This is a genomic window from Haladaptatus sp. W1, assembly GCF_001723155.1.
Taxonomy (GTDB): domain Archaea; phylum Halobacteriota; class Halobacteria; order Halobacteriales; family Haladaptataceae; genus Haladaptatus; species Haladaptatus paucihalophilus.
In genome coordinates this window covers 17,150-34,854 of record NZ_MEIH01000337.1, presented here as the reverse complement: position 1 = coordinate 34,854, position 17,705 = coordinate 17,150, and the positions used below count along the sequence as shown (strand labels likewise).

Below are 17,705 nucleotides of genomic sequence, written 5' to 3'. Positions count from 1 at the left end.
TACGTCGTGGACCTCCACCAGAAGGTCAAAATCGAGTGCGTCGTCGCCGACACCCCCGCCGAAGACGTCGTGGAAGCCATCCGCGAGGCCGCCTGTACCGGCGAACCCGGCGACGGGAAGATATTCGTCCTCCCCGTCAGCGACGCCTGTCAGGTCCGAACCGGGAAACGCGGCCCGGACGCGGTGTAGCCCGACCTTCGTTCCGAGGAACCGTTTTTCGACTGTGCAACCGTGCCCGCTCTCCGCCGTTCGTCGTCCGTCTCGTTTTTCGGTCCGTCGTCCGATACCGACGAGGTTGCCGAGGGGGTGAACTTTTACCCCGTCTGCTACGTCTGTCCAACCATGCCGAACGCTTTCGCGGAACGAACTCGCCGGAGTCAACAGCGATTGGAGACGGCCGATGCGGACGCACTCGTCCTCTTTCCCAGCACGAACCTGTTCTACGTCTCCGGGTTCGAGGAACACCCCGCCGAACGACATCTCTTCCTGTTCGTCCCGAAGGACGGCGACCCCGCCTTTGTCGTCCCCGATATGTACGGCGAGCAGATAGCCGAGGAGTCGTGGGTCTCCGACGTGCGGACGTGGAGCGACGGCGACGACCCGCTCTCCCTCGTGAAAGACGTCGCCGACGAGTTCGACCTCCACGGCGGCCACCTCCTCGTTGACGACACGATGTGGGCGCTGTTCACCCAGGACCTCCGCCGCGCGCTCCCCGACGCGACCTTCGGACTGGCGAGCGAGGTGCTCGAACCGCTCCGAATGCGCAAGGACGACGCCGAAATCGAGGCGTTGCGGACGGCTGGCGAGGTCGCGGACCGCGCCAGCGTCGAAATCCGGGAACTCGGCGAGGACGCCATCGGCATGACCGAAACCGAACTCGCGGCCGAAATCGAGTCCAGACTCGCCGACGCGGGCGGCGACGACCCCGCCTTCGGCACCATCGTCGGGTCCGGCCCGAACGGTGCGAAACCCCACCACGGTCACGGCGACCGGAAAATAGAGTACGGCGACCCCGTGGTCCTCGACTTCGGCGCGTTCGTCGGCGGCTACCCCGGCGACCAGACCCGAACCGTCGTGTTCGCCGGTGACCCGCCGGAGGAGTACGAACGGGTTCATCAGACCGTCCTCGAAGCAGAACAGGCGGGCGTCGAGGCCGTCGAACCCGGCGTCACTGCCGAGTCGGTGGACCAAGCCGCCCGCGAGGTCATCGAGTCTTACGGCTACGGCGAGGAGTTCATCCACCGAACCGGACACGGCGTCGGCTTGGACGTCCACGAAGGGCCGTACATCGTCGAGGGCAACGACTTGGAACTCGAACCCGGCATGGTGTTCAGCGTCGAACCCGGCATCTACCTCCCCGGTGAGTTCGGCGTCCGAATCGAGGATTTGGTCGTCGTCACGGAGGACGGCTGTGAACGCCTGAACGACTCGCCGCGAACGTGGCAGGCGCTCTGAGGGATCGAGTTTCGCCGCGGTTGTTCACTCGTTTTCGCGGTAGTGCTGGGCGTACATCATGGCGAACACTCCGAAGGCCGGAACGAGGTTCGCCACCGTCCCGGTGGTTTCGTCCATCGGAACGAGTTGGTACAGTGCGCGACTGATACCGCCGAGTACGAACAGGGAACCGGCGACTATCGATAGGGTGCTATCCGCTCCGTGGAAGTACAGTTCCCAAACGCCCACGAGAACGATCACGGTCGGGAACGCCCACCAGACCACGGTCTCGAACGGTGGATAGAACGCCATCGTCGCGCCGAGAACGGCGCTTCCGACGACGAGCATCGCTAAACGGCCGAAGGGATGGTCCGCGAGTCGGTCCGCATATTTCACCGCGTTCATGATTTCGTGCCGTTCCGTTATCTACCGGTACTCCTCCTCCGGTTAAAAATGTACGTCAACCGATCGGTCGCCCGACGACGACTCCGCATCTCCGCTTTTCGTCTCGTTGCCCGAACTCATCCACGTCGCATTCAGAGCGGTTGCTGTGGGTTCACGATAGGGCCGTCGGGGCCGAGTCCGACCGTCGCCTCGACGCCGAACACGTCGGCGAGCAGTTCCTCGGTGACGACTTCGCTCGGGGGTCCCCAGTCGTACGGTTCGCCGTCGCGCAAGGCGACGAGGTTGTCGGCGTAGCGCGCGGCTTGCGAGATGTCATGGAGAACGACGCCGATGGTCAAGTTCTCTTCGCGCGCGAGGGTTTGCACGACTTCGAGAACGCGCAACTGGTGGCGCAAATCGAGGTACGTCGTCGGCTCGTCCAGCAGGAGCACGTCGGTTTCCTGTGCCAGCACCATGGCGATCCACGCCAACTGTCGTTGTCCACCACTGAGGCTGTTCATCGCCTCGTCCCGGAGGTGGGTGACCCCGGCGCGTTCGAGGGCTGTTTCGACCGCCTCGTGGTCTTTCATCGTCTTCGACTCGAAGAACCCCCGGTGCGGATAGCGTCCGTGGTACGCGAGTTCCTCGACGGTTAACCCGCTAGGGGCTTCGTTCTGCTGTGAGAGGAGACCGAGTTTCCGCGCCAACGCCTTCGTTCCCAACGACTGGATGTCCTCGCCGTCGAGTTGGACCCCGCCGCTCTCGGGTTCGAGTTCCCGCGAGAGAGCCTTGAGCAGCGTGCTCTTCCCGCTCCCGTTCGGTCCGACGAGCGCGGTAATTTCTCCCTCCGGGAGGACGATGGAGTCACACTCGACGATGATTCCCGAGTTCGGGTAGCCGATTTCGAGTTCCTTGCCGAACAGCTCGCTGGCTTCGGGGTTCGGTTCGTCGTTCGCTTTTTCTTCCATTCCAGCGTCCGTTTGCCCGTTCATCGTGATTTTTCCTCCAGCAGGTGCGTTCGAAGCAGTTCGCGGCCCCGCTCGGCGCGCGCCGCCCGCTCCTCTTCGTCCAGTTCGAGCGCCCGGTACTCCCGCTTGAGCCGCTCTTTCACGTCGGCCAACTCCGCGTCGGTCGCGTCCTCGGGTGCGCTCTCCGCCACGAGCGAGTCCATGCTCTCTTCCCACTTCGCGCCGCTGTAACGGCCGGGTTGGACCGTCCAGTCGTAGTAGTGGTCCGCGATTCCGTCCCACAGTTCCTCGTCCTCTCGGCGAACGTCGCGGATGAGGGACAGCGCGGCTCGCGCCCCGTCGCCCGCGTTGACGATGGCCTGATGTTCCGACTCGTCACCCAGACAGCCGGTCACGTACAGCCCTTCGACCGGTGTTCGTCCGTCCCGGTCCACATCGGTCAGTTCGCCCTCGAAGTCGGACAGATAGTTGTCGTCGTACAGCGAGGCGGCGATAACCCGAGTCGCTTCCACCGGTTCCTCCTCGCCTTGCACGTCGATTCGGAACCCGTCGTCGGTTCGCTCGACGTCGAGGACCATTGAGTCGCGCATCGTACACCCCTCCAACGTCGCCTGCTCGCGTCCCAGTTCGAGGAAGGTGTCGGGAGAAATTCCGCCGGGGAAGCCGAGGAAGTTCTCCAGATGCACGCACTGGCGAATCGCCGAGACGCCGCCGTCGAGGACGACCGTATCGAGACCGTACCGGGCGACGAACACGGCCGCCGAGAGGCCGGACGCGCCGCCGCCGACGATGGCTACGTCCCGCGGCATCAGAGTTCACCCACCTTATGGCGCTTCCGCATGAGATAGAGGAAGTACGGCCCGCCGAGCAGTCCGGTGACGATTCCGACCGGTACCTGTATCGGGTTGAGCGCGAGTCGAGCGCCCACGTCCGCGACGACGACCAGCGCCGGTCCGGCGAACAGGCTCCCGACGATGAGCTTTCGATAGTCGCTCCCGACGACGTTCCGGACGACGTGCGGGACGATGAGGCCGACGAAGCCGACGATTCCGGCGACGGAAATCGCGGCACTGGCGGCGAGAATCGCCAGCGTCGAGAGCGCGAACCGGACGCGTTCGACGGACATCCCCAGCGAGCGGGCGGTTCGTTCGCCGAGCAGGAGGACGTTCAGTTGGCGGGAGGCCAGCAGCGAAAGGGGAAGTATCACCAGCGTCGGAACGAGGATGATTCGAACCTGCTCCCACCCGGTGCCGGTGAGTGACCCCGTGGTCCACGAGAGGGCCGTCTGCACCACGCCGATGTCCTGCGCGAAGAAGAAGAGGCCGCGCTGGAGCGAGGAGCAGATGGTGCCGACGATGACCCCGGCGAGAACGAGGCGGACGGGACTCGTCCCGCCCTTCCACGCGATGGCGTAGACGACGATGAACGCCGCGATACCGCCGAGCGCGGCGAAGACGGGCAGGAAGACCGACAGGCCGCTGAAGACGACGAGGGTGAGGAGCACCGCCAACCCGGCCCCGTGACTGACGCCGAGGATGTAGGGACTCGCCAGTTCGTTGCGCGTGACGGCCTGAAATATCGCGCCCGAGACGGCGAGGTTCGCGCCGACGAAGATGCCGACGAACACGCGCGGCAGGCGGAGGCTCCAGATAACCGTCGTGGTGTTGTCGAGCGTCACGTTCTTCGGTATCTCGGAGCCGAGCAGAAGGGCCCCGAGCACGTCCGGGTTCGTGATGACCTTCGGGTCGAATACGGCGTTCCACGCCTGCGTGAGCGTCGTCGAGTACGCCCCGAAGCTGACCTGCACGAGCGCCGAAATCACGACGACAGCGATACAAGCGAGGACGAGCGCCGCCAGCGACCCGTCGAACCGCTCTTCAACCGTCGTTTCACTGTTCTCCATCATCCGTGTCCCCTCGTTCTCGATTTCCCATTGATGTCACTGTCCGGCGAGCGCTACCGGGTTCGCCGTCTCCGCTCTATTTTTAGGTTAACCTAAAACAAGATAAGGACTTTGATTCTCGACACGGTTGCCGAGTCGTGGTGATATGGGACGACGCGGGCAGTTGATGCCTACCGTACCCGTGTCGCACTGACTTCCTACTTCGTCGGGCGGTTCGTATCTCGTCCATCTATCGGTCGGGTCCGCGCTTCGAACCCGCCGCTTCGAGTCGTGGGAGCGGCGGCGAACCCGACGGAAATCCGCGTATCCGACCGGGTATCGTCTCGGTTCGCTCGCTCCCGCGTCATTCTTTAGGCTAACCTAAACATACGTAAACCTTCCCCTTTTTCGGCCTGCCTAAAACACCGTCGGTCGTCCGCCGATAAATTTTCGATCCGAGCGCGGAACCTGACGGTTCAGTTTCAAGTACGGGCCTGGCGTACTCCGATTCGAGAATGGGGAAACGATACGATGGGGGAACAAGACGACATCGGACAGCGACCAGCACTGCGTTCTCTGTCCGGCAGACGACTCGAAACGATGGGGAGACGGCGGTTCATCACGACGCTCGCGGGTGCCGGATTGGGTTCGATGGCCGCCCTGCTCACGCCGGACGACGTTCGCGCGGCCGGACGGGACGAAGTACCGCTCGTGTACGGCCACGGCCGCGATTTCGAACCGCTCACGACGACGGTTCCGGCGGACTGGTTCGCCGACCTCCGCGCCGCGTTCGACGCGCACGACCGCCTCGACCTGCTATCTCGGTCCGGCGTCGTCGGTAGCGCCGTCGTCCCCGGGGAGTTCGGCGGCCGAAACGCCGCCCTCGCGGTGGACGTGACCGACGACGAAGCGACCGGTTCCGTGCCCGAGCGCGTCGGCGACGTCGCCGTTGAAGTGAACCGCGTCGAATCGACCGCGAGCGAACAGCGCACCGAATCCGGCGACGCGTCGTTCGACGGCAACCACATTCCGGGGAGCGTCGAATGTGGAAGCAAGGACGCGTTCGCGACGCTCTCCCCGGCGATGTACGACGGCGAGACGCCGTTTTTCACCACGTCGAATCACCTCTACGGCGACGACGGCGAGCAGCATCGCGGCGAACCGTTCTACGTCAAGCGCCGCGACGGCTGGCGAAAAGTCGGCGAGGTGCGACGTGGTTACGCGTTGGACGATTTCGTCCGCATCGACCCCGTGAACGGTGCGGTTCCGGCGAGCGCCATCGACGGCAGTTCGCCGTCCGTCGTCATGGGACAGTTCACGCGCGCCGGCCTCGCGCGGGTCAAAGCACACGGGTCGAAACTGAAAAAGAGAGCAGTCGTCTCGGGCTTCACGTCCGGCGCGATTCAGGCCATCGACGGGATGACTTGCGCGTACGGCACCGTCTGCAAACACGGCCAACTGAAGTGGGGGTCCCAATCCTCGTTCACCGACGGCGACAGCGGGAGCGTCAGTTACCATCCCGACCTCGAACGCCCGGAGGACGGCCTCCTCGTCGCCGGGATGAACAACGCCCGCACGTGGTGGCCCGGCGAAGATTACATCTGGGGGACCGCCGCCTACCGACTCACGGCCAACCACGGGTTCACGTTCTCGCCGCCGACCGCTGGCGCTCCGTGAACTCCAGTTTGACGACGGTCCGGCCGCCGAGTTCGTCGGAAATCCGCGCCGCAATTTCCTTCGCCAATCCGGGATACCGTTTTCCGGACGGGCGTGTCACGAGCACCGTCACGTGCTGTCTGTCGTCCACGAGTCCCATATCGTCGAACTCGACGTTCACCTTCACGAGGTCCAGCGATTTGTACTGCTCTCCCTCCAAAAGCTTCTGTACCTCCCTGTTCGCCGTGTTCTCGGTGTGGACCTGCTGGGCCATCAGCGCCCCCGCCCCGGCGAACGAGACGAGCAGGACGACGACCGCGACGACCGTCGGTGCGGCTTTCCGAAGGGTCGTCCCGTCTTTCGGTCGATAGCCGAGTCCCCAGAGGACGCCGCTTCCGGCGGCGTTGATGGAGACGACGTTCACCACGAGCAGGACGAACGCGCCGAACGCGAGCACCGGCGGTCCCCACGCCAAGCCGACGCCGACCGCGGCCGCCGCGGGGATGAGCGCCGCCGCGATCATGACGCCGACGAGCGACACCGGCAGGGCGGTTGCGAGTCCCAACGCCCCCGCCGCACCGGCACAGAGGCCGACCGCGAGCGAGAGGAACCCGGGCGAGGTGCGTTGACTTATCTGGTTCACCGTCGCCACGTTGAGCGCGGGTGGAATGAACTGGGCCGATTTGAGCGCCCAGCCGAAAATCGTCGCGCTGACGATGGCGACCGCGAGTCCGAGCACTTGCGACCACAACCCGTCGCGTATCATGTCGCGGTCGTTCAACACGAGTCCGACGCTGGTCGTCATCGCCGACCCCACTTGCGGGGCGATGACCATCGACCCCACGACGAGCGCGGGCGAATCGAGCAACAACCCGGCGGTTGCGACGATAGCGGACAGCACGGTCATGGCGTAGTACGTCACCGGACTCGGGTTCATCCCGAGCGCCTTCGTCCGAATTTCCTCCGTGGCGATGCTGTCGTCCTCGTCGCCTCCCTTGACGAACCTATCTTCCAACTCCGCGATGTTCGGCGTCCGGGCCGTCTCCAGACTCCCGACGACGGTGTAGCCGTCCTCGTCCAACCCCGCGTCTCGAAGGGCCGTGAGAACGGCGTCCACTGCTTGCGTCGGGACCGGAAACTGAACGACCGCCGCCTCGTTCCCGTCGCTGTCCTCGCGGGTGAGCACGTAATCGATGTGCTCGTCGTCGAGCACGGAAAGAACCTCGTTCCGGCAGTCGTCCGGAACGAGCACCTGAATGAGACGCATGCCCGGACCAACCGACCAGGGGATGAAAACCCCTCCGGCCGGAGCGGGTCGCTCACTGGTCGAAAAAGGTCTTCAGCAGTTTCGCCTGCGCGTGTCGGAGATGCTGGTGGAACGTCGGTGCCGACACGTCGAGCAACTCGGCGACCTCCTCGCCCGTGCTGTCCCGCGGCCACTCGAAAAACCCGGCGAGATAGGCGGTTTCCAGCGCCGTCCGCTGCCGGTCGGTCAGCGACTCCGAGAGCTGCATGCGGAACTCCGTCGCCGTCTTCTCGGGTTTCTCCCGTTCGCGTTGGGCGACGACGCAAGCGCCCGGCGCGATGTTCTTCACCGCCTCGACCACCCCTCTGATACTCGCGTCCATCGGGAGTTCGACCGTTCCACGGGTGCGGTTTTCATCGGCTTCGACGTATCCGATTGCTGCCCCCCGGTCAACGAGCGCCTTGACGAACGACGGTCCCTCGTAGGTCACCTCGAAGACGCACTCGTCGTTGCGTTCGCGGATGAGTCGCGTGTTCGCTATCCCCGTCGCTCGCGCGGTTCGTTCGAGAACGACGTCCGACGACACGCCGGACGCGGTGATGAAACAGTGAATCTCTCCCGTCGGTGCCATCGTCGTCCCCAAGAGGGTGAACGTACAGTCGAGTTCCTGTGGGACGCGGATGAAGTAATGCTCGGCGCTCTCTATCTCCATCTCCACTTCGACCACGCAGTCGGACACCAGCGCCTTCCTGCTCTCTATGGCGGCAATCGCCATTCCCATCGTTTCCCCGAGTTCGACCAGCACTTCCCGCTCTCGGTCGTCGAACGCTCCTATCCGGTCCGTATGCACGGCGAGAATCCCGTAGCAGGTTTCGTCGTACCGAATCGGGATGGCGGCCATCGAGTGCGTCCCTCCATCGAGCGACTCCGCCGTCCACGACTCGAACTCCGGACGGGTCGTCACCTCGTCGACGACGACCGCCCGTCCCGTCGCTCGCGCTTCGGCGACCGGACAGTCGCATCCGGTCTCGGTCGTTTCCGCCGACTCCAAATACATGTCGTCGCCCCCGTTCGCTACCGTGCGGATGGTTTCGACGCCCATCTCGCACTCGCCGACCCACGCGAACTCGTACGGCCCCGCCGACGCCAATCTATCTACGACTGTCTCCTCTATCTCCTCCCGGCTCGTCGCTTGCACCAACGCGCGGTCCACGTCACGGATGACCTCGTTGATTCGGTTCAGTTCCACCAGCTCGGCGCGTTGCGCCGAGAGCGTCTCCTCGCGCTCCGCCCGGTCGAGCGCCGACTGGACGTTCGTCGCCAATATCTCCGCGAAATCCCGGACGTACTCGTCCAACTTCGCCATCGAACGCGACCCCAGTAGGAAGACGCCGTGCTCGGCCAAGGGTATCACCATCTCCTGTTCGGCCGTCAACTCCCGGCCGTCCGCCCCGTACTCTGTTCTGTCCTCGAATACTGCAACTTCACCCGACTCGAACGCTCTCCACGCGGGTCCGTTCCCGTCCTCGGAGCGCGGAATCTCGTCCGGTATCCCCTCGGTCGCCTCCGTCACGGCGACCGGCCGGAGGACGTCCCTCTCGTCGTTCACGAGATAGATACCCGACAGCGACAGTCCCAACTCTTCTCCCGCGGCTTCGACCGCTATTTCACAGATGTCGGTCTTCGTCTCGGCCGTCATGAGCTCCCGCGTCGCCGACCGCAAGGATTCGAGCGTCCGCTCGCGCGCCTCCCGTTCCGAGATGTCCTTGAAGATGCCGTGGATGACTTCCCGGCCACCGAGTTGGGTGCGATTCGCGCTGATTTCAACGGGAATTTGCTCGCCGTCCGAACGAACGACCGAGAGGTGCTCCGAGCTTCTGGATATCCCTCCCCCGTTCGCGTGCTTGTCGAAGATTTTCCGATACCGTTCGTGGTGCTCCGTGGGGTGTATCTCCCACTGATACATCCCGCAAATCTCGTTTCGAGGTCGGTCGAGGAGCTCTTCCGCCGCCGCGTTCGCGTCCACGATTTCCCCCGTTTCGGTGTCGGCGACGAGGATGGCTTCCGGACTCGCCGCGACCAGCTTTCGATAGCGTTCGCGCGACGCTTCCAGTTCCGTCTCCACCGTCCGCCGCTCCGAAATGTCGCGGATGGCTCCGGTTATCAACTCGTCGCCGTTGCAGGCTTCGCTCCGAAACGATAGCGTGACCGGAATTTCGTGGCCGTCTCGGTGCCGCGCTATCGTCTCCACAGACTCCCAATCGAGTCGTCGTTCACCCGTTTCCACGTACCGCTGCAGCGATTCCTCGTGCACCGGCGCCAGCCGGTCCGGGATGACCCGCGTCAACGACGTTCCGATTATTTCATCCGGGTCGTAGCCGAGCACCCGCTCGAATCCCTCGTTGACGTAGCGAATATCACCCGATTCGTCTATCGTCACGACGGCATCCGCGAGTCCTTCGAGAACCGCCTCCGCCCGTGATAGCATCCGTTCGTTCCGATAGCAGGTGACGGCACGTTCTATCTTCTGCGAGAGGATGGTCCGACTGTCGGGACCAACACAGTCGGTCACCTCCATCGAAAACGCCGCTTCGACCGTCCGTTCGTCGTCGGTCACGATGAAAAACGGAAGGCTCGCGTCGCGTTCGCGTACCGCCGCCAGCACGGCGAGCGCGTCGCATTCGGGTGGTCCGTGTCCACAGACGATGCAGTCCGTCGTTTCGAGTCGGGCGAGCGCGTCTTCGGCACTCGTCCTCTCCTCCGTAATCCCCTGGCGCTCACCGTTGCCATCGACGCCAATGTGGAGGATCTGTGGCGTCTCCGGGTATCCTTCATAGAGGGGAATTATAACATAAAGTCGCCGCGGCCTTCTCTATGTTTCGGTGGAACGCGAACGATTAATAGCCGTCCGTGTCAGCCGACAGGTATGAGGCTGGAGGATTACTGGGGCGTCGGGCCGAAGACGAGCGAACTGCTCGAAGCCGAACTGGGAGTCGAACGTGCGATTCGGGCCATCGAATCGAGCGACGTTCGCGCGCTGACGAACGCGGGGCTGTCCCGCGGCCGAGCGACGCGAATCCTTCGACAGGCCAACGGCGGCGACGGGATGGCCGTGCTCGCCACCCGCGACGCCCGCTCGGTGTACAAATCGCTGCTCGATATCGCGAGCGACTACGCCGTCACGCCCGACGCTGGCGACCGAATTCGCGTGCTGACGCCGGTTCGCTCCCGCGAGGAGGCGACCGATCGGCTCGATTCGGTCATGGCCGCCGTCGAATCGTGGGACGCACTGGACGAGGACACGCGCGAGACCGTTCTCGACGCCTTCGACGCGTACGACGGCAGCGAACGAACCGCGGTCGAGACGGCCATTTCCCTCCAACGAACCGGCGTGACCGACGGCGCGTTCGCCACGGTCGCCGACATCGACGCCGACGACCTCGCCGTCGCGGTCGGCGCGCTCGGGAAACTCGACGACGGCTCGGTCGCCGAGGGAGCGGACGAGGAACTCGACCGACTTCGGTCGGCGTTGCGTGCGGCCGAATGCCTCGAAAGCGGTGCGCTGGACGTGATCGAGTCCGTCCAGTCCGGCGACGTGCGGACGCCCGACGAGTTCCGCGAGAGCTACGTCGAGTACGTCGCCCGCGAAACGGACATCGAACCGCAGCGAATCCGCGACGCGACGGTCGGCGAGGCCACCGACGCGACGGATTTCGTCGGCGGGTCGCTCCGCGAACTCGTCGCGAAAACCGAGAGCGCGGCCGAGGAACGCGAAGCGAGAGTGGTCGAAGACCTCGAAACCGACATCGAAACCGCCCGCGACGCCATCGACGCCGCCGTCTCCGCCGTGAGCGACCTCGCGGTTTCGCTGTCGCTCGCCCGATTCGCCGACGCGTTCGACCTCACGCGTCCCGAGTTCGTCGATTCCGGCTTCGCGGTCGACGACGCGCGAAACCTCTTTCTCGCCACCGGGAACGGAGATGTCCAACCCATCACCTACGGCATCGGTGACCACCGAATCGCGGGACCGCCGAAAGGCGACCGGGTGACGGTGCTGACCGGCGCGAACAGCGGGGGGAAGACGACCCTGCTCGAAACTCTGTGTCAGGTCGGCCTGCTGGCACAGATGGGACTCCCCGTTCCCGCTTCGCGCGCGCAGGTGTCGATGTCTGACGCCATCGTCTTCCACCGCCGCCACGCGAGTTTCAACGCTGGCGTGCTCGAATCCACGCTCCGGAGCATCGTTCCGCCGCTCACGAACGACGGACGCACCCTCATGCTGGTGGACGAGTTCGAGGCCATCACGGAACCCGGAAGCGCGGCGAATCTCCTCCACGGGTTGGTGAGTCTGACCGTCGATAGGGGCGCGCTCGGCGTGTTCGTCACCCACCTCGCGGACGACCTGAACCCGCTCCCCGGACAGGCGCGCAAGGACGGTATCTTCGCCGAAGGGCTGAACGACGAGTTGGACCTGCTCGTCGATTATCAGCCGCGGTTCCAGACGGTCGGCAAGTCCACGCCGGAGTTCATCGTCTCGCGTCTCATCGCCTCCTCGGACGACCGGGCGGAACGCGCCGGGTACGACGTTCTGGGGCGCGCCGTCGGCGAGGCGCTGATTCAGGAGACGCTGGATTCGTGGGCGGACGCGGAGTAACTCACCCCTTCGGTCGTTCGAGCGATACCTCCATGCGGACGTTTGGTCCCGGTTTCGCGTATAAACCTTCGCACGTCGAAAATCGTGAGCGTCCCGCTCGTTTCGCGTTCAGTTCCGCTCTAGGTTCCGTTCGCCCCGTCCGAGACGGTCCTCCACGTCCTCGACCGTCTCGTTTTCCACGAGCCGTTCCAGTTTTCGTTCGAACTGCTCGTCCGTGAGTTCGCCGCGCGCGTACCTGTCCTTCAGCGTTTCGAGGGCCTCGCGGTTGTTCTCTTCCGCGCCGTGGCGTTCCGTCGGTTCGGCCTTCGTCTCCCGACCGTCCCTCCACGATTCTTCTTCCTCTTCCTCCTCCTCGTCGCCGAACAGCATCTCGACGATGGGAATGACGACGACGTAGCCGACCAACATCGCCGGAAGCCACCAACTCTGGTCGGTGAAGAGGGCGAGGAGCCAGAACCCCGTGACGAGAATCGACGTGATTTCCGTCGCGTTCTCGCGGAAACGCTCGCTCGGAGTGTCGCTCATATCGGTTCGTATCGTCGCCGGAACATAAAACGTCCTTTGTGTTCGTTCGAGTACCTTTTCGGCGAGACCACACGACCTTTGTTCCCGTTCTCACAACGATGGTGCATGGAACGTGACGACGACCCAACCGTTACGCGACTCACTCCCGACGAGGCGTTCGGGCTGCTCGGGGACGAGACCCGGTTCGAAATCTTGCGGGTGTTGAACGGGGCCGACGAGTCGTTGTCCTTCTCCGAACTTCGAACCCGCGTCGGTGCGGACGACCCCGGCGGATTCAACTACCACCTCGGGAAGCTCACGGGACAGTTCGTGCGGAAGACCGAGGCGGGCTACGACGTCGCACCACCGGGGGAACGGGTCGTCGGGGCCATCCTCTCCGGCGGGTATACCGCGGAGTTCAGCGGCGATTCCGTTCCGGTCGATGGGAATTGCCTCCACTGTGTGGGCCGATTGGAAGCGGTCTTCCGGGACCATGGAATCACCATCGACCGCTCGGACTGTGAGTGGATGTTCACTAACCCCGAAATTCCCGCGGGACTCATGGACGGAATGGACGCGGCGGCGGCACCGAGCGTCGTCGCTCGGTGGCTCCGAACCGTGGACGAGGCCGCCGAAGTCGATATGTGCACGAACTGCCACGGGCGGCTGGATTCGACGCTGTATCTCTCCGACGACGATGACGCTCCCGATTGGCTCGAAGGCAGCGGATTGGTCGGAATGGAGTTCTGCGAATGCACTCGCTGCGGTCACGTGTACAACAGGTCGGTTCAGCTGGCCGTTCTCTCGCACCCGCTGGTCGCCGCGTTCCACTACGAGCACGGCATCGACCTCCGCGAAACGCCGAGGTGGGAGCTTCCGTGGTTGGAGGCGGACAACGCGACCGTCGAGTCCACCGACCCGCTTCGTATCGCGGTTCCCACGACCCTCGACGGGGAAACGCGTACGTTCGTTTTCGACAGAGGGTTGGACGTCGTGGACCGATACGACGGGGAATAGATGACAACACAGGAAATGACAACCCAGGAGTAGAACCGCGCTTCTGTAATCTCATTCTACAAATATTTATTCCCGGCGGGTCGGTCGTTCCGTCCATGATGAACACGAACGAGAAACGAATCCCGAAGGGATGGCCGGAACCGACGCCCGAACAAGTGCGGGTGATGGTGCTCGGTACCTATCACATGGATAACCCCGGATTGGACGAGGTGAACGTCGATGCCGACGACGTGCTCGCCGACCACCTCGACCACAATAGGGTCGCCGCGATAGACGAATATCCCGACGAACCCGATTCCGACCCGTTCGAAGACCGTGACATCGATTCGGGTCGAAAGACGGAACTAGAACTCCCCGAGCACGACGCGGTACAGCGTGAGAGCGACGACCGGCTTTCGTCCTCGACGATTCCCGAGTACCTCGACTGGATCAACCAGAAGGAGGAACGCCGGTATAACCACGACTCCATGTTCGATGCGGGGATTCGTGCGGCGGACGAACCGTTCGGGAGTCCGGTCGCGCTCGCCTACTGGTACGAGCGGAACATTCGCATGGTTCACCACCTTTGGCGAGCGATGGATTCCGAAGACGACAGAATCCTGTTGCTCGTCGGGGCTGGCCACGTTCGCGTTCTCCGCCACCTCCTCACCGAAGCGCCGATGTTCTGCCCGGTCAGCCCGCTCCCGTATCTGCCCGCCAGCGGCTGACATTGCGCCGAAGTCGCCTAGCTTTAACCTCTCGAAACGTCTCGGTTGTGGCGTGTCTTTCAGGGTTCCCTCCCGGTCGGTTTCCATCGCCATCCTCCTCGTCGTCGTGACGAGCACGCTGGTCGCCGGGTGCACATCGGTACAAGAGACTCCGACGCCGCAGTCGGGCGAACCGACCTCGAATACGGGTTCCCAGAGCCAGACCAGCCAGTGGACGGTCACCATCACCCGCATCGTGGATGGCGACACCGTGGAGTTCCGCTACGCGAACGGAACGACGGATACGGGGCGACTCCTCGGCGTCGATACGCCCGAGGTACACACCGACAACGACCCGTCGGAGTTCGAGGAGGTACCGGACGACGCGAGCGGAGAGCGCTGTCTCCGCGACTGGGGGCACAAGGCGAGCGAGTTCGCCAGAGCGGAACTCGTGGACGAGCGAGTGACCATCACGCTGGACGCGAACGAGGGACCGCGGGGGTACTACGGTCGATTGCTGATTTACATCCGCGAGTCAGACGGGACGCGGTTTAACTACCAACTGGTCAAGCAGGGCTACGCGCGGGTGTACGACAGCGAGTTCACCAAGCGCGACCGGTTTTACGCCGCCGAGGCGAACGCACAGCAGCACGACGTCGGTCTCTGGGAGTGCACGAACGGAGGGGGGAGTGCGGACGGGAAAGGGAACACGGACGGGACGATGACGACGGATGGACGGACGACCCGAGTGGCGACCGACGGCGGCACGAGCGGCCTTTCCGTCGCTCGAATCCACGCGGACGCCGACGGAAACGACCACGAGAACCTGAACGACGAGTACGTCGTCCTGAAGAACGCGGGCGACGAAACGCTCGACCTCTCCGGGTGGACGGTTTCGGACGACGGCGGGCACACGTACCGCGTGCCGTCGGGCGTGACGCTCGCGGGCGGGGAGACGCTCACGCTCTACACGGGGAGCGGGTCGGACTCGGCGTCGGAACTCCACTGGAACGCCGACGCCGCGGTCTGGAACAACGGCGGGGATACGGTCGTCGTCCGGGACGCGACCGGAACGGTCGTCCTCCGACGGAAGTACGAGGGCTGAATCGGGTCGTTGTTCCCCGACACGGGCGGAGTAACAACGATTATCGCCGTCCCGCTCGGCCCCGCGTTTCGATAATACGTCCTTGTGCGTCGTAGCGAGGAATTATCGGCGTGAAGGATGACCCGGGCTTATTCCGTCTCCCGTGCTCCTCAATAGGGAGTCCATGACACGACCATTCGAACGCCACGGTCCACGGTCGGCAAGACGCGAACACCGCCGACGGTACACACGTCGCGACCTGCTCCGAACGACCGCGCTCGGCGGAACCGCCGCTCTCTCCGGGTTCGCTGGAATCGGCGTGGTGAGCGCGCAAGACGGTGGAAATAGGGAGACGGAGTTCACGGTGGAAATCCGCAACGTCTCCAGCAACGACACGCTCCAACCGCCCGACGGGGAGCGTCAACCGGTCCCGCTCTCGCCAGGCGTCTACGCCGTCTACCGCGGTGGCGACCCCATCTTCACCGCCGGGAAGCAGGGCGGCGCACGGGGACTCGAACAGCTCGCCGAGGACGGCGACCCGACCCGACTGGAGCGGTCCCTCGACGACCAACAGGGGGTCCAAAGCGACGTTTTCGACCGACCGGAGGGGAGTGACCAACCGGGCCCGCTCGAACCGGGGCAGACGTATCGGTTCGACTTCGACGCCCAACCGGGCGAGCGCCTGTCGTTCGCCACGATGTTCGTCCCGTCGAACGACCTCTTTTTCGCGCCGGGCGGCATCGGCATCCCGCTCTTCCGGAGCGGCAACCCCATCAGCGGCAACGTGACGTCGCAGGTGCTCCTCTGGGACGCGGGCACCGAACGGAACGAACAGCCCGGAACCGGGCCGAACCAGGCCCCGCGACAGTCCGCGCCGAACACAGGACCCGACGAGAACGCGCCGGTACAGCGGATATCGAGGGTCGATGACGGATTTCAGTATCCGGCAGTCGCCGACGTGATTCGCGTCACGGTACAGTCGAGGGACGCGTGATGGCGTGAGAACTGAGTGACGATACGCATTCTTTGCGACGTCGTGCGGGTGACGTGAGCGGTCGCCCCGAAGGCCGATCGCCGAACTTCCTCTTTCCGGAGCTTTACTTGCACGGGAACGGTGCGTTCGAACATGGAGTACAGAACTCTCGGCTCCACCGGCACGAAAGTTTCAGAACTGTGTTTCGGAACGTGGCGATTCGCCATGGAGTCGGACGGGACGGTCGAAACCGACTACGAGACGGCCCACGACCTGCTCGACACGGCGTGGGAGAACGGCATCAACTTCATCGACACCGCGAACGTCTACGGAAGCCCGAACGGCACCAGCGAAGAGTGGATCGGCGACTGGCTCGCGGACCACGACCGCGAGGATTTCGTCATCGCCTCGAAGGTGTACTTCCCGTTCGACGGGTGGGGCGAACCCGGCCCGAACGACTCCGGTCTCTCGCGTAAGCATATCCGAGCGCAAATCGAGGGCACGCTCGACCGTCTCGGGACGGACTACCTCGACGTTTACTACATCCACCGCTGGGACGAGGAGACGCCCATCGAGGAGACGCTCTCGACGCTGACCGAACTCGTCGAGGAGGGGAAGGTGAACTACCTCGGGGCCTCGACGATGGCCGCGTGGCAGTTGACCAAGGCGCTCTGGAAGAGCGACGTGAATGGCCTCGAACGCTTCGACGTGACACAGCCGATGTACCACGCGGCGGCGGGCGACGAAGTGCAGGACTACCTCGACGTCTGCGCGGACCAGGACCTCGCGGTCTGCCCGTACTCGCCGCTCGCTGGCGGGTTCCTGACCGGCAAGTACGAACGCGACGGCGACACGCCGGTCGGGTCGCGCGCGGACCTCGTGGACTACTTCGAGGACTACTACATGTCCGAGGAGGGCTGGGAGGTACTGGACGAGATTCGGGCCATCGCGGACGAACTTGACGCGACCCCGGCACAGGTCGCGCTCCGCTGGCTCATCCAACAGCGCGACTTCTCGTGTACGCCCATCGTCGGCGCGCGAACGGTCGAGCAACTGGAGGAGAACGTCGGCGCGGCCGACATCGAACTCTCGGCGGGACAGTACGACCGCATCGCCGACGCGAACTAAGGGTATCTTCCCGGCCGGTCGTCAGTGACAGCGTGGGAAAACATCATTATTCTTCGTCCCGTCTCTTTCCCGAGGTGTGTCCGAGTGGG

At 64.2% G+C, this 17,705-nt stretch carries 17 protein-coding genes; 9 read left to right on the top strand and 8 right to left on the bottom strand.

Annotation, left to right across the window (positions count from 1 at the left end; all coding sequences use genetic code 11):
• A partial coding sequence (locus BG842_RS19590; protein ID WP_139136197.1) for a P-II family nitrogen regulator occupies positions 1–189 on the top strand: 189 nt, incomplete at its 5' end.
• 153 nt (positions 190–342) lie between these two features.
• Positions 343–1,455 carry a Xaa-Pro peptidase family protein gene (locus BG842_RS19585; protein ID WP_175424218.1) on the top strand — a complete coding sequence of 371 codons (1,113 nt, stop codon included), beginning with the start codon at positions 343–345 and terminating at the stop codon, positions 1,453–1,455.
• Positions 1,456–1,479: 24 nt separating this feature from the next.
• Here BG842_RS19585 and BG842_RS19580 read toward each other — a convergent pair whose 3' ends face one another.
• From BG842_RS19580 to BG842_RS30150, 5 genes are all read right to left on the bottom strand, one after another.
• The gene (locus BG842_RS19580; protein WP_069452094.1) at positions 1,480–1,839 is read right to left on the bottom strand and encodes a hypothetical protein; all 360 of its coding nucleotides are present in this window, start codon (positions 1,837–1,839) and stop codon (positions 1,480–1,482) included.
• Positions 1,840–1,970: 131 nt separating this feature from the next.
• On the bottom strand, positions 1,971–2,810 hold the full coding sequence (locus BG842_RS19575; RefSeq protein WP_069452093.1) for an ABC transporter ATP-binding protein: 840 nt from the start codon (positions 2,808–2,810) through the stop codon (positions 1,971–1,973).
• Positions 2,807–3,595, bottom strand: a complete 789-nt coding sequence (locus tag BG842_RS19570; RefSeq protein ID WP_069452092.1) for an NAD(P)/FAD-dependent oxidoreductase — start codon at positions 3,593–3,595, stop codon at positions 2,807–2,809. Before BG842_RS19570 ends, BG842_RS19575 begins: the two co-directional genes overlap by 4 nt.
• Positions 3,595–4,692 (bottom strand): iron ABC transporter permease, encoded by a 1,098-nt coding sequence (locus BG842_RS19565; protein ID WP_069452091.1) that lies wholly within the window; start codon positions 4,690–4,692, stop codon positions 3,595–3,597. The genes BG842_RS19570 and BG842_RS19565 overlap by 1 nt, the downstream gene beginning before the upstream one ends.
• Positions 4,693–4,886: 194 nt before the next feature.
• The gene (locus BG842_RS30150; RefSeq protein WP_175424217.1) at positions 4,887–5,036 is read right to left on the bottom strand and encodes a hypothetical protein; all 150 of its coding nucleotides are present in this window, start codon (positions 5,034–5,036) and stop codon (positions 4,887–4,889) included.
• Between the two features lie 163 nt (positions 5,037–5,199).
• Here BG842_RS30150 and BG842_RS19560 point away from each other — a divergent pair, with 163 nt between their 5' ends.
• Positions 5,200–6,345, top strand: a complete 1,146-nt coding sequence (locus tag BG842_RS19560; protein ID WP_069452090.1) for a hypothetical protein — start codon at positions 5,200–5,202, stop codon at positions 6,343–6,345.
• Here the strand turns inward: BG842_RS19560 and BG842_RS19555 are convergent.
• The gene (locus BG842_RS19555; RefSeq protein WP_069452089.1) at positions 6,311–7,591 is read right to left on the bottom strand and encodes a TIGR00341 family protein; all 1,281 of its coding nucleotides are present in this window, start codon (positions 7,589–7,591) and stop codon (positions 6,311–6,313) included. The two genes, BG842_RS19560 and BG842_RS19555, sit on opposite strands and share 35 nt — an antisense overlap.
• Before the next feature lie 52 nt (positions 7,592–7,643).
• On the bottom strand, positions 7,644–10,235 hold the full coding sequence (locus BG842_RS19550) for a PAS domain S-box protein (RefSeq protein WP_254663315.1): 2,592 nt from the start codon (positions 10,233–10,235) through the stop codon (positions 7,644–7,646).
• Positions 10,236–10,496: 261 nt separating this feature from the next.
• On the opposite strand from BG842_RS19550, the gene BG842_RS19545 reads away from it, so the two are divergent.
• The gene (locus BG842_RS19545; protein WP_069452087.1) at positions 10,497–12,224 is read left to right on the top strand and encodes a DNA mismatch repair protein; all 1,728 of its coding nucleotides are present in this window, start codon (positions 10,497–10,499) and stop codon (positions 12,222–12,224) included.
• A gap of 108 nt (positions 12,225–12,332) precedes the next feature.
• On the opposite strand, the gene BG842_RS19540 is transcribed toward BG842_RS19545, so the two are convergent.
• Positions 12,333–12,749 (bottom strand): SHOCT domain-containing protein, encoded by a 417-nt coding sequence (locus tag BG842_RS19540; protein WP_069452086.1) that lies wholly within the window; start codon positions 12,747–12,749, stop codon positions 12,333–12,335.
• 105 nt (positions 12,750–12,854) lie between these two features.
• Between BG842_RS19540 and BG842_RS19535 the strand changes: the two genes are divergently transcribed.
• The 5 genes from BG842_RS19535 to BG842_RS19515 all read left to right on the top strand — a co-directional run bounded on the left by BG842_RS19535 (position 12,855) and on the right by BG842_RS19515 (position 17,616).
• Positions 12,855–13,745 carry a helix-turn-helix domain-containing protein gene (locus tag BG842_RS19535; RefSeq protein WP_069452085.1) on the top strand — a complete coding sequence of 297 codons (891 nt, stop codon included), beginning with the start codon at positions 12,855–12,857 and terminating at the stop codon, positions 13,743–13,745.
• A gap of 95 nt (positions 13,746–13,840) precedes the next feature.
• On the top strand, positions 13,841–14,452 hold the full coding sequence (locus BG842_RS19530) for a DUF5694 domain-containing protein (RefSeq protein ID WP_069452084.1): 612 nt from the start codon (positions 13,841–13,843) through the stop codon (positions 14,450–14,452).
• Between the two features lie 52 nt (positions 14,453–14,504).
• Positions 14,505–15,536, top strand: coding sequence for a lamin tail domain-containing protein (locus BG842_RS19525; RefSeq protein WP_069452083.1), 1,032 nt, complete (start codon positions 14,505–14,507; stop codon positions 15,534–15,536).
• Positions 15,537–15,699: 163 nt separating this feature from the next.
• Positions 15,700–16,509, top strand: coding sequence for a spondin domain-containing protein (locus BG842_RS19520; RefSeq protein WP_069452082.1), 810 nt, complete (start codon positions 15,700–15,702; stop codon positions 16,507–16,509).
• A 132-nt stretch (positions 16,510–16,641) separates the two neighbouring features.
• Positions 16,642–17,616, top strand: a complete 975-nt coding sequence (locus BG842_RS19515) for an aldo/keto reductase (protein WP_069452081.1) — start codon at positions 16,642–16,644, stop codon at positions 17,614–17,616.
• Positions 17,617–17,705 lie beyond the last annotated feature (89 nt).

Excerpts from the sequence above, each read along its gene's own strand:
- BG842_RS19545 (WP_069452087.1), top strand. The coding sequence starts at position 10,497 with ATGAGGCTGGAGGATTACTGGGGCGTCGGGCCGAAGACGAGCGAACTG.
- BG842_RS19570 (WP_069452092.1), bottom strand. The coding sequence starts at position 3,595 with ATGCCGCGGGACGTAGCCATCGTCGGCGGCGGCGCGTCCGGCCTCTCG.
- BG842_RS19575 (WP_069452093.1), bottom strand. The coding sequence starts at position 2,810 with ATGAACGGGCAAACGGACGCTGGAATGGAAGAAAAAGCGAACGACGAA.
- BG842_RS19530 (WP_069452084.1), top strand. The coding sequence starts at position 13,841 with ATGATGAACACGAACGAGAAACGAATCCCGAAGGGATGGCCGGAACCG.
- BG842_RS19535 (WP_069452085.1), top strand. The coding sequence starts at position 12,855 with ATGGAACGTGACGACGACCCAACCGTTACGCGACTCACTCCCGACGAG.
- BG842_RS19560 (WP_069452090.1), top strand. The coding sequence starts at position 5,200 with ATGGGGGAACAAGACGACATCGGACAGCGACCAGCACTGCGTTCTCTG.
- BG842_RS19515 (WP_069452081.1), top strand. The coding sequence starts at position 16,642 with ATGGAGTACAGAACTCTCGGCTCCACCGGCACGAAAGTTTCAGAACTG.
- BG842_RS19555 (WP_069452089.1), bottom strand. The coding sequence starts at position 7,591 with ATGCGTCTCATTCAGGTGCTCGTTCCGGACGACTGCCGGAACGAGGTT.
- BG842_RS19520 (WP_069452082.1), top strand. The coding sequence starts at position 15,700 with ATGACACGACCATTCGAACGCCACGGTCCACGGTCGGCAAGACGCGAA.
- BG842_RS19580 (WP_069452094.1), bottom strand. The coding sequence starts at position 1,839 with ATGAACGCGGTGAAATATGCGGACCGACTCGCGGACCATCCCTTCGGC.
- BG842_RS19540 (WP_069452086.1), bottom strand. The coding sequence starts at position 12,749 with ATGAGCGACACTCCGAGCGAGCGTTTCCGCGAGAACGCGACGGAAATC.
- BG842_RS30150 (WP_175424217.1), bottom strand. The coding sequence starts at position 5,036 with ATGACGCGGGAGCGAGCGAACCGAGACGATACCCGGTCGGATACGCGG.
- BG842_RS19565 (WP_069452091.1), bottom strand. The coding sequence starts at position 4,692 with ATGATGGAGAACAGTGAAACGACGGTTGAAGAGCGGTTCGACGGGTCG.
- BG842_RS19585 (WP_175424218.1), top strand. The coding sequence starts at position 343 with ATGCCGAACGCTTTCGCGGAACGAACTCGCCGGAGTCAACAGCGATTG.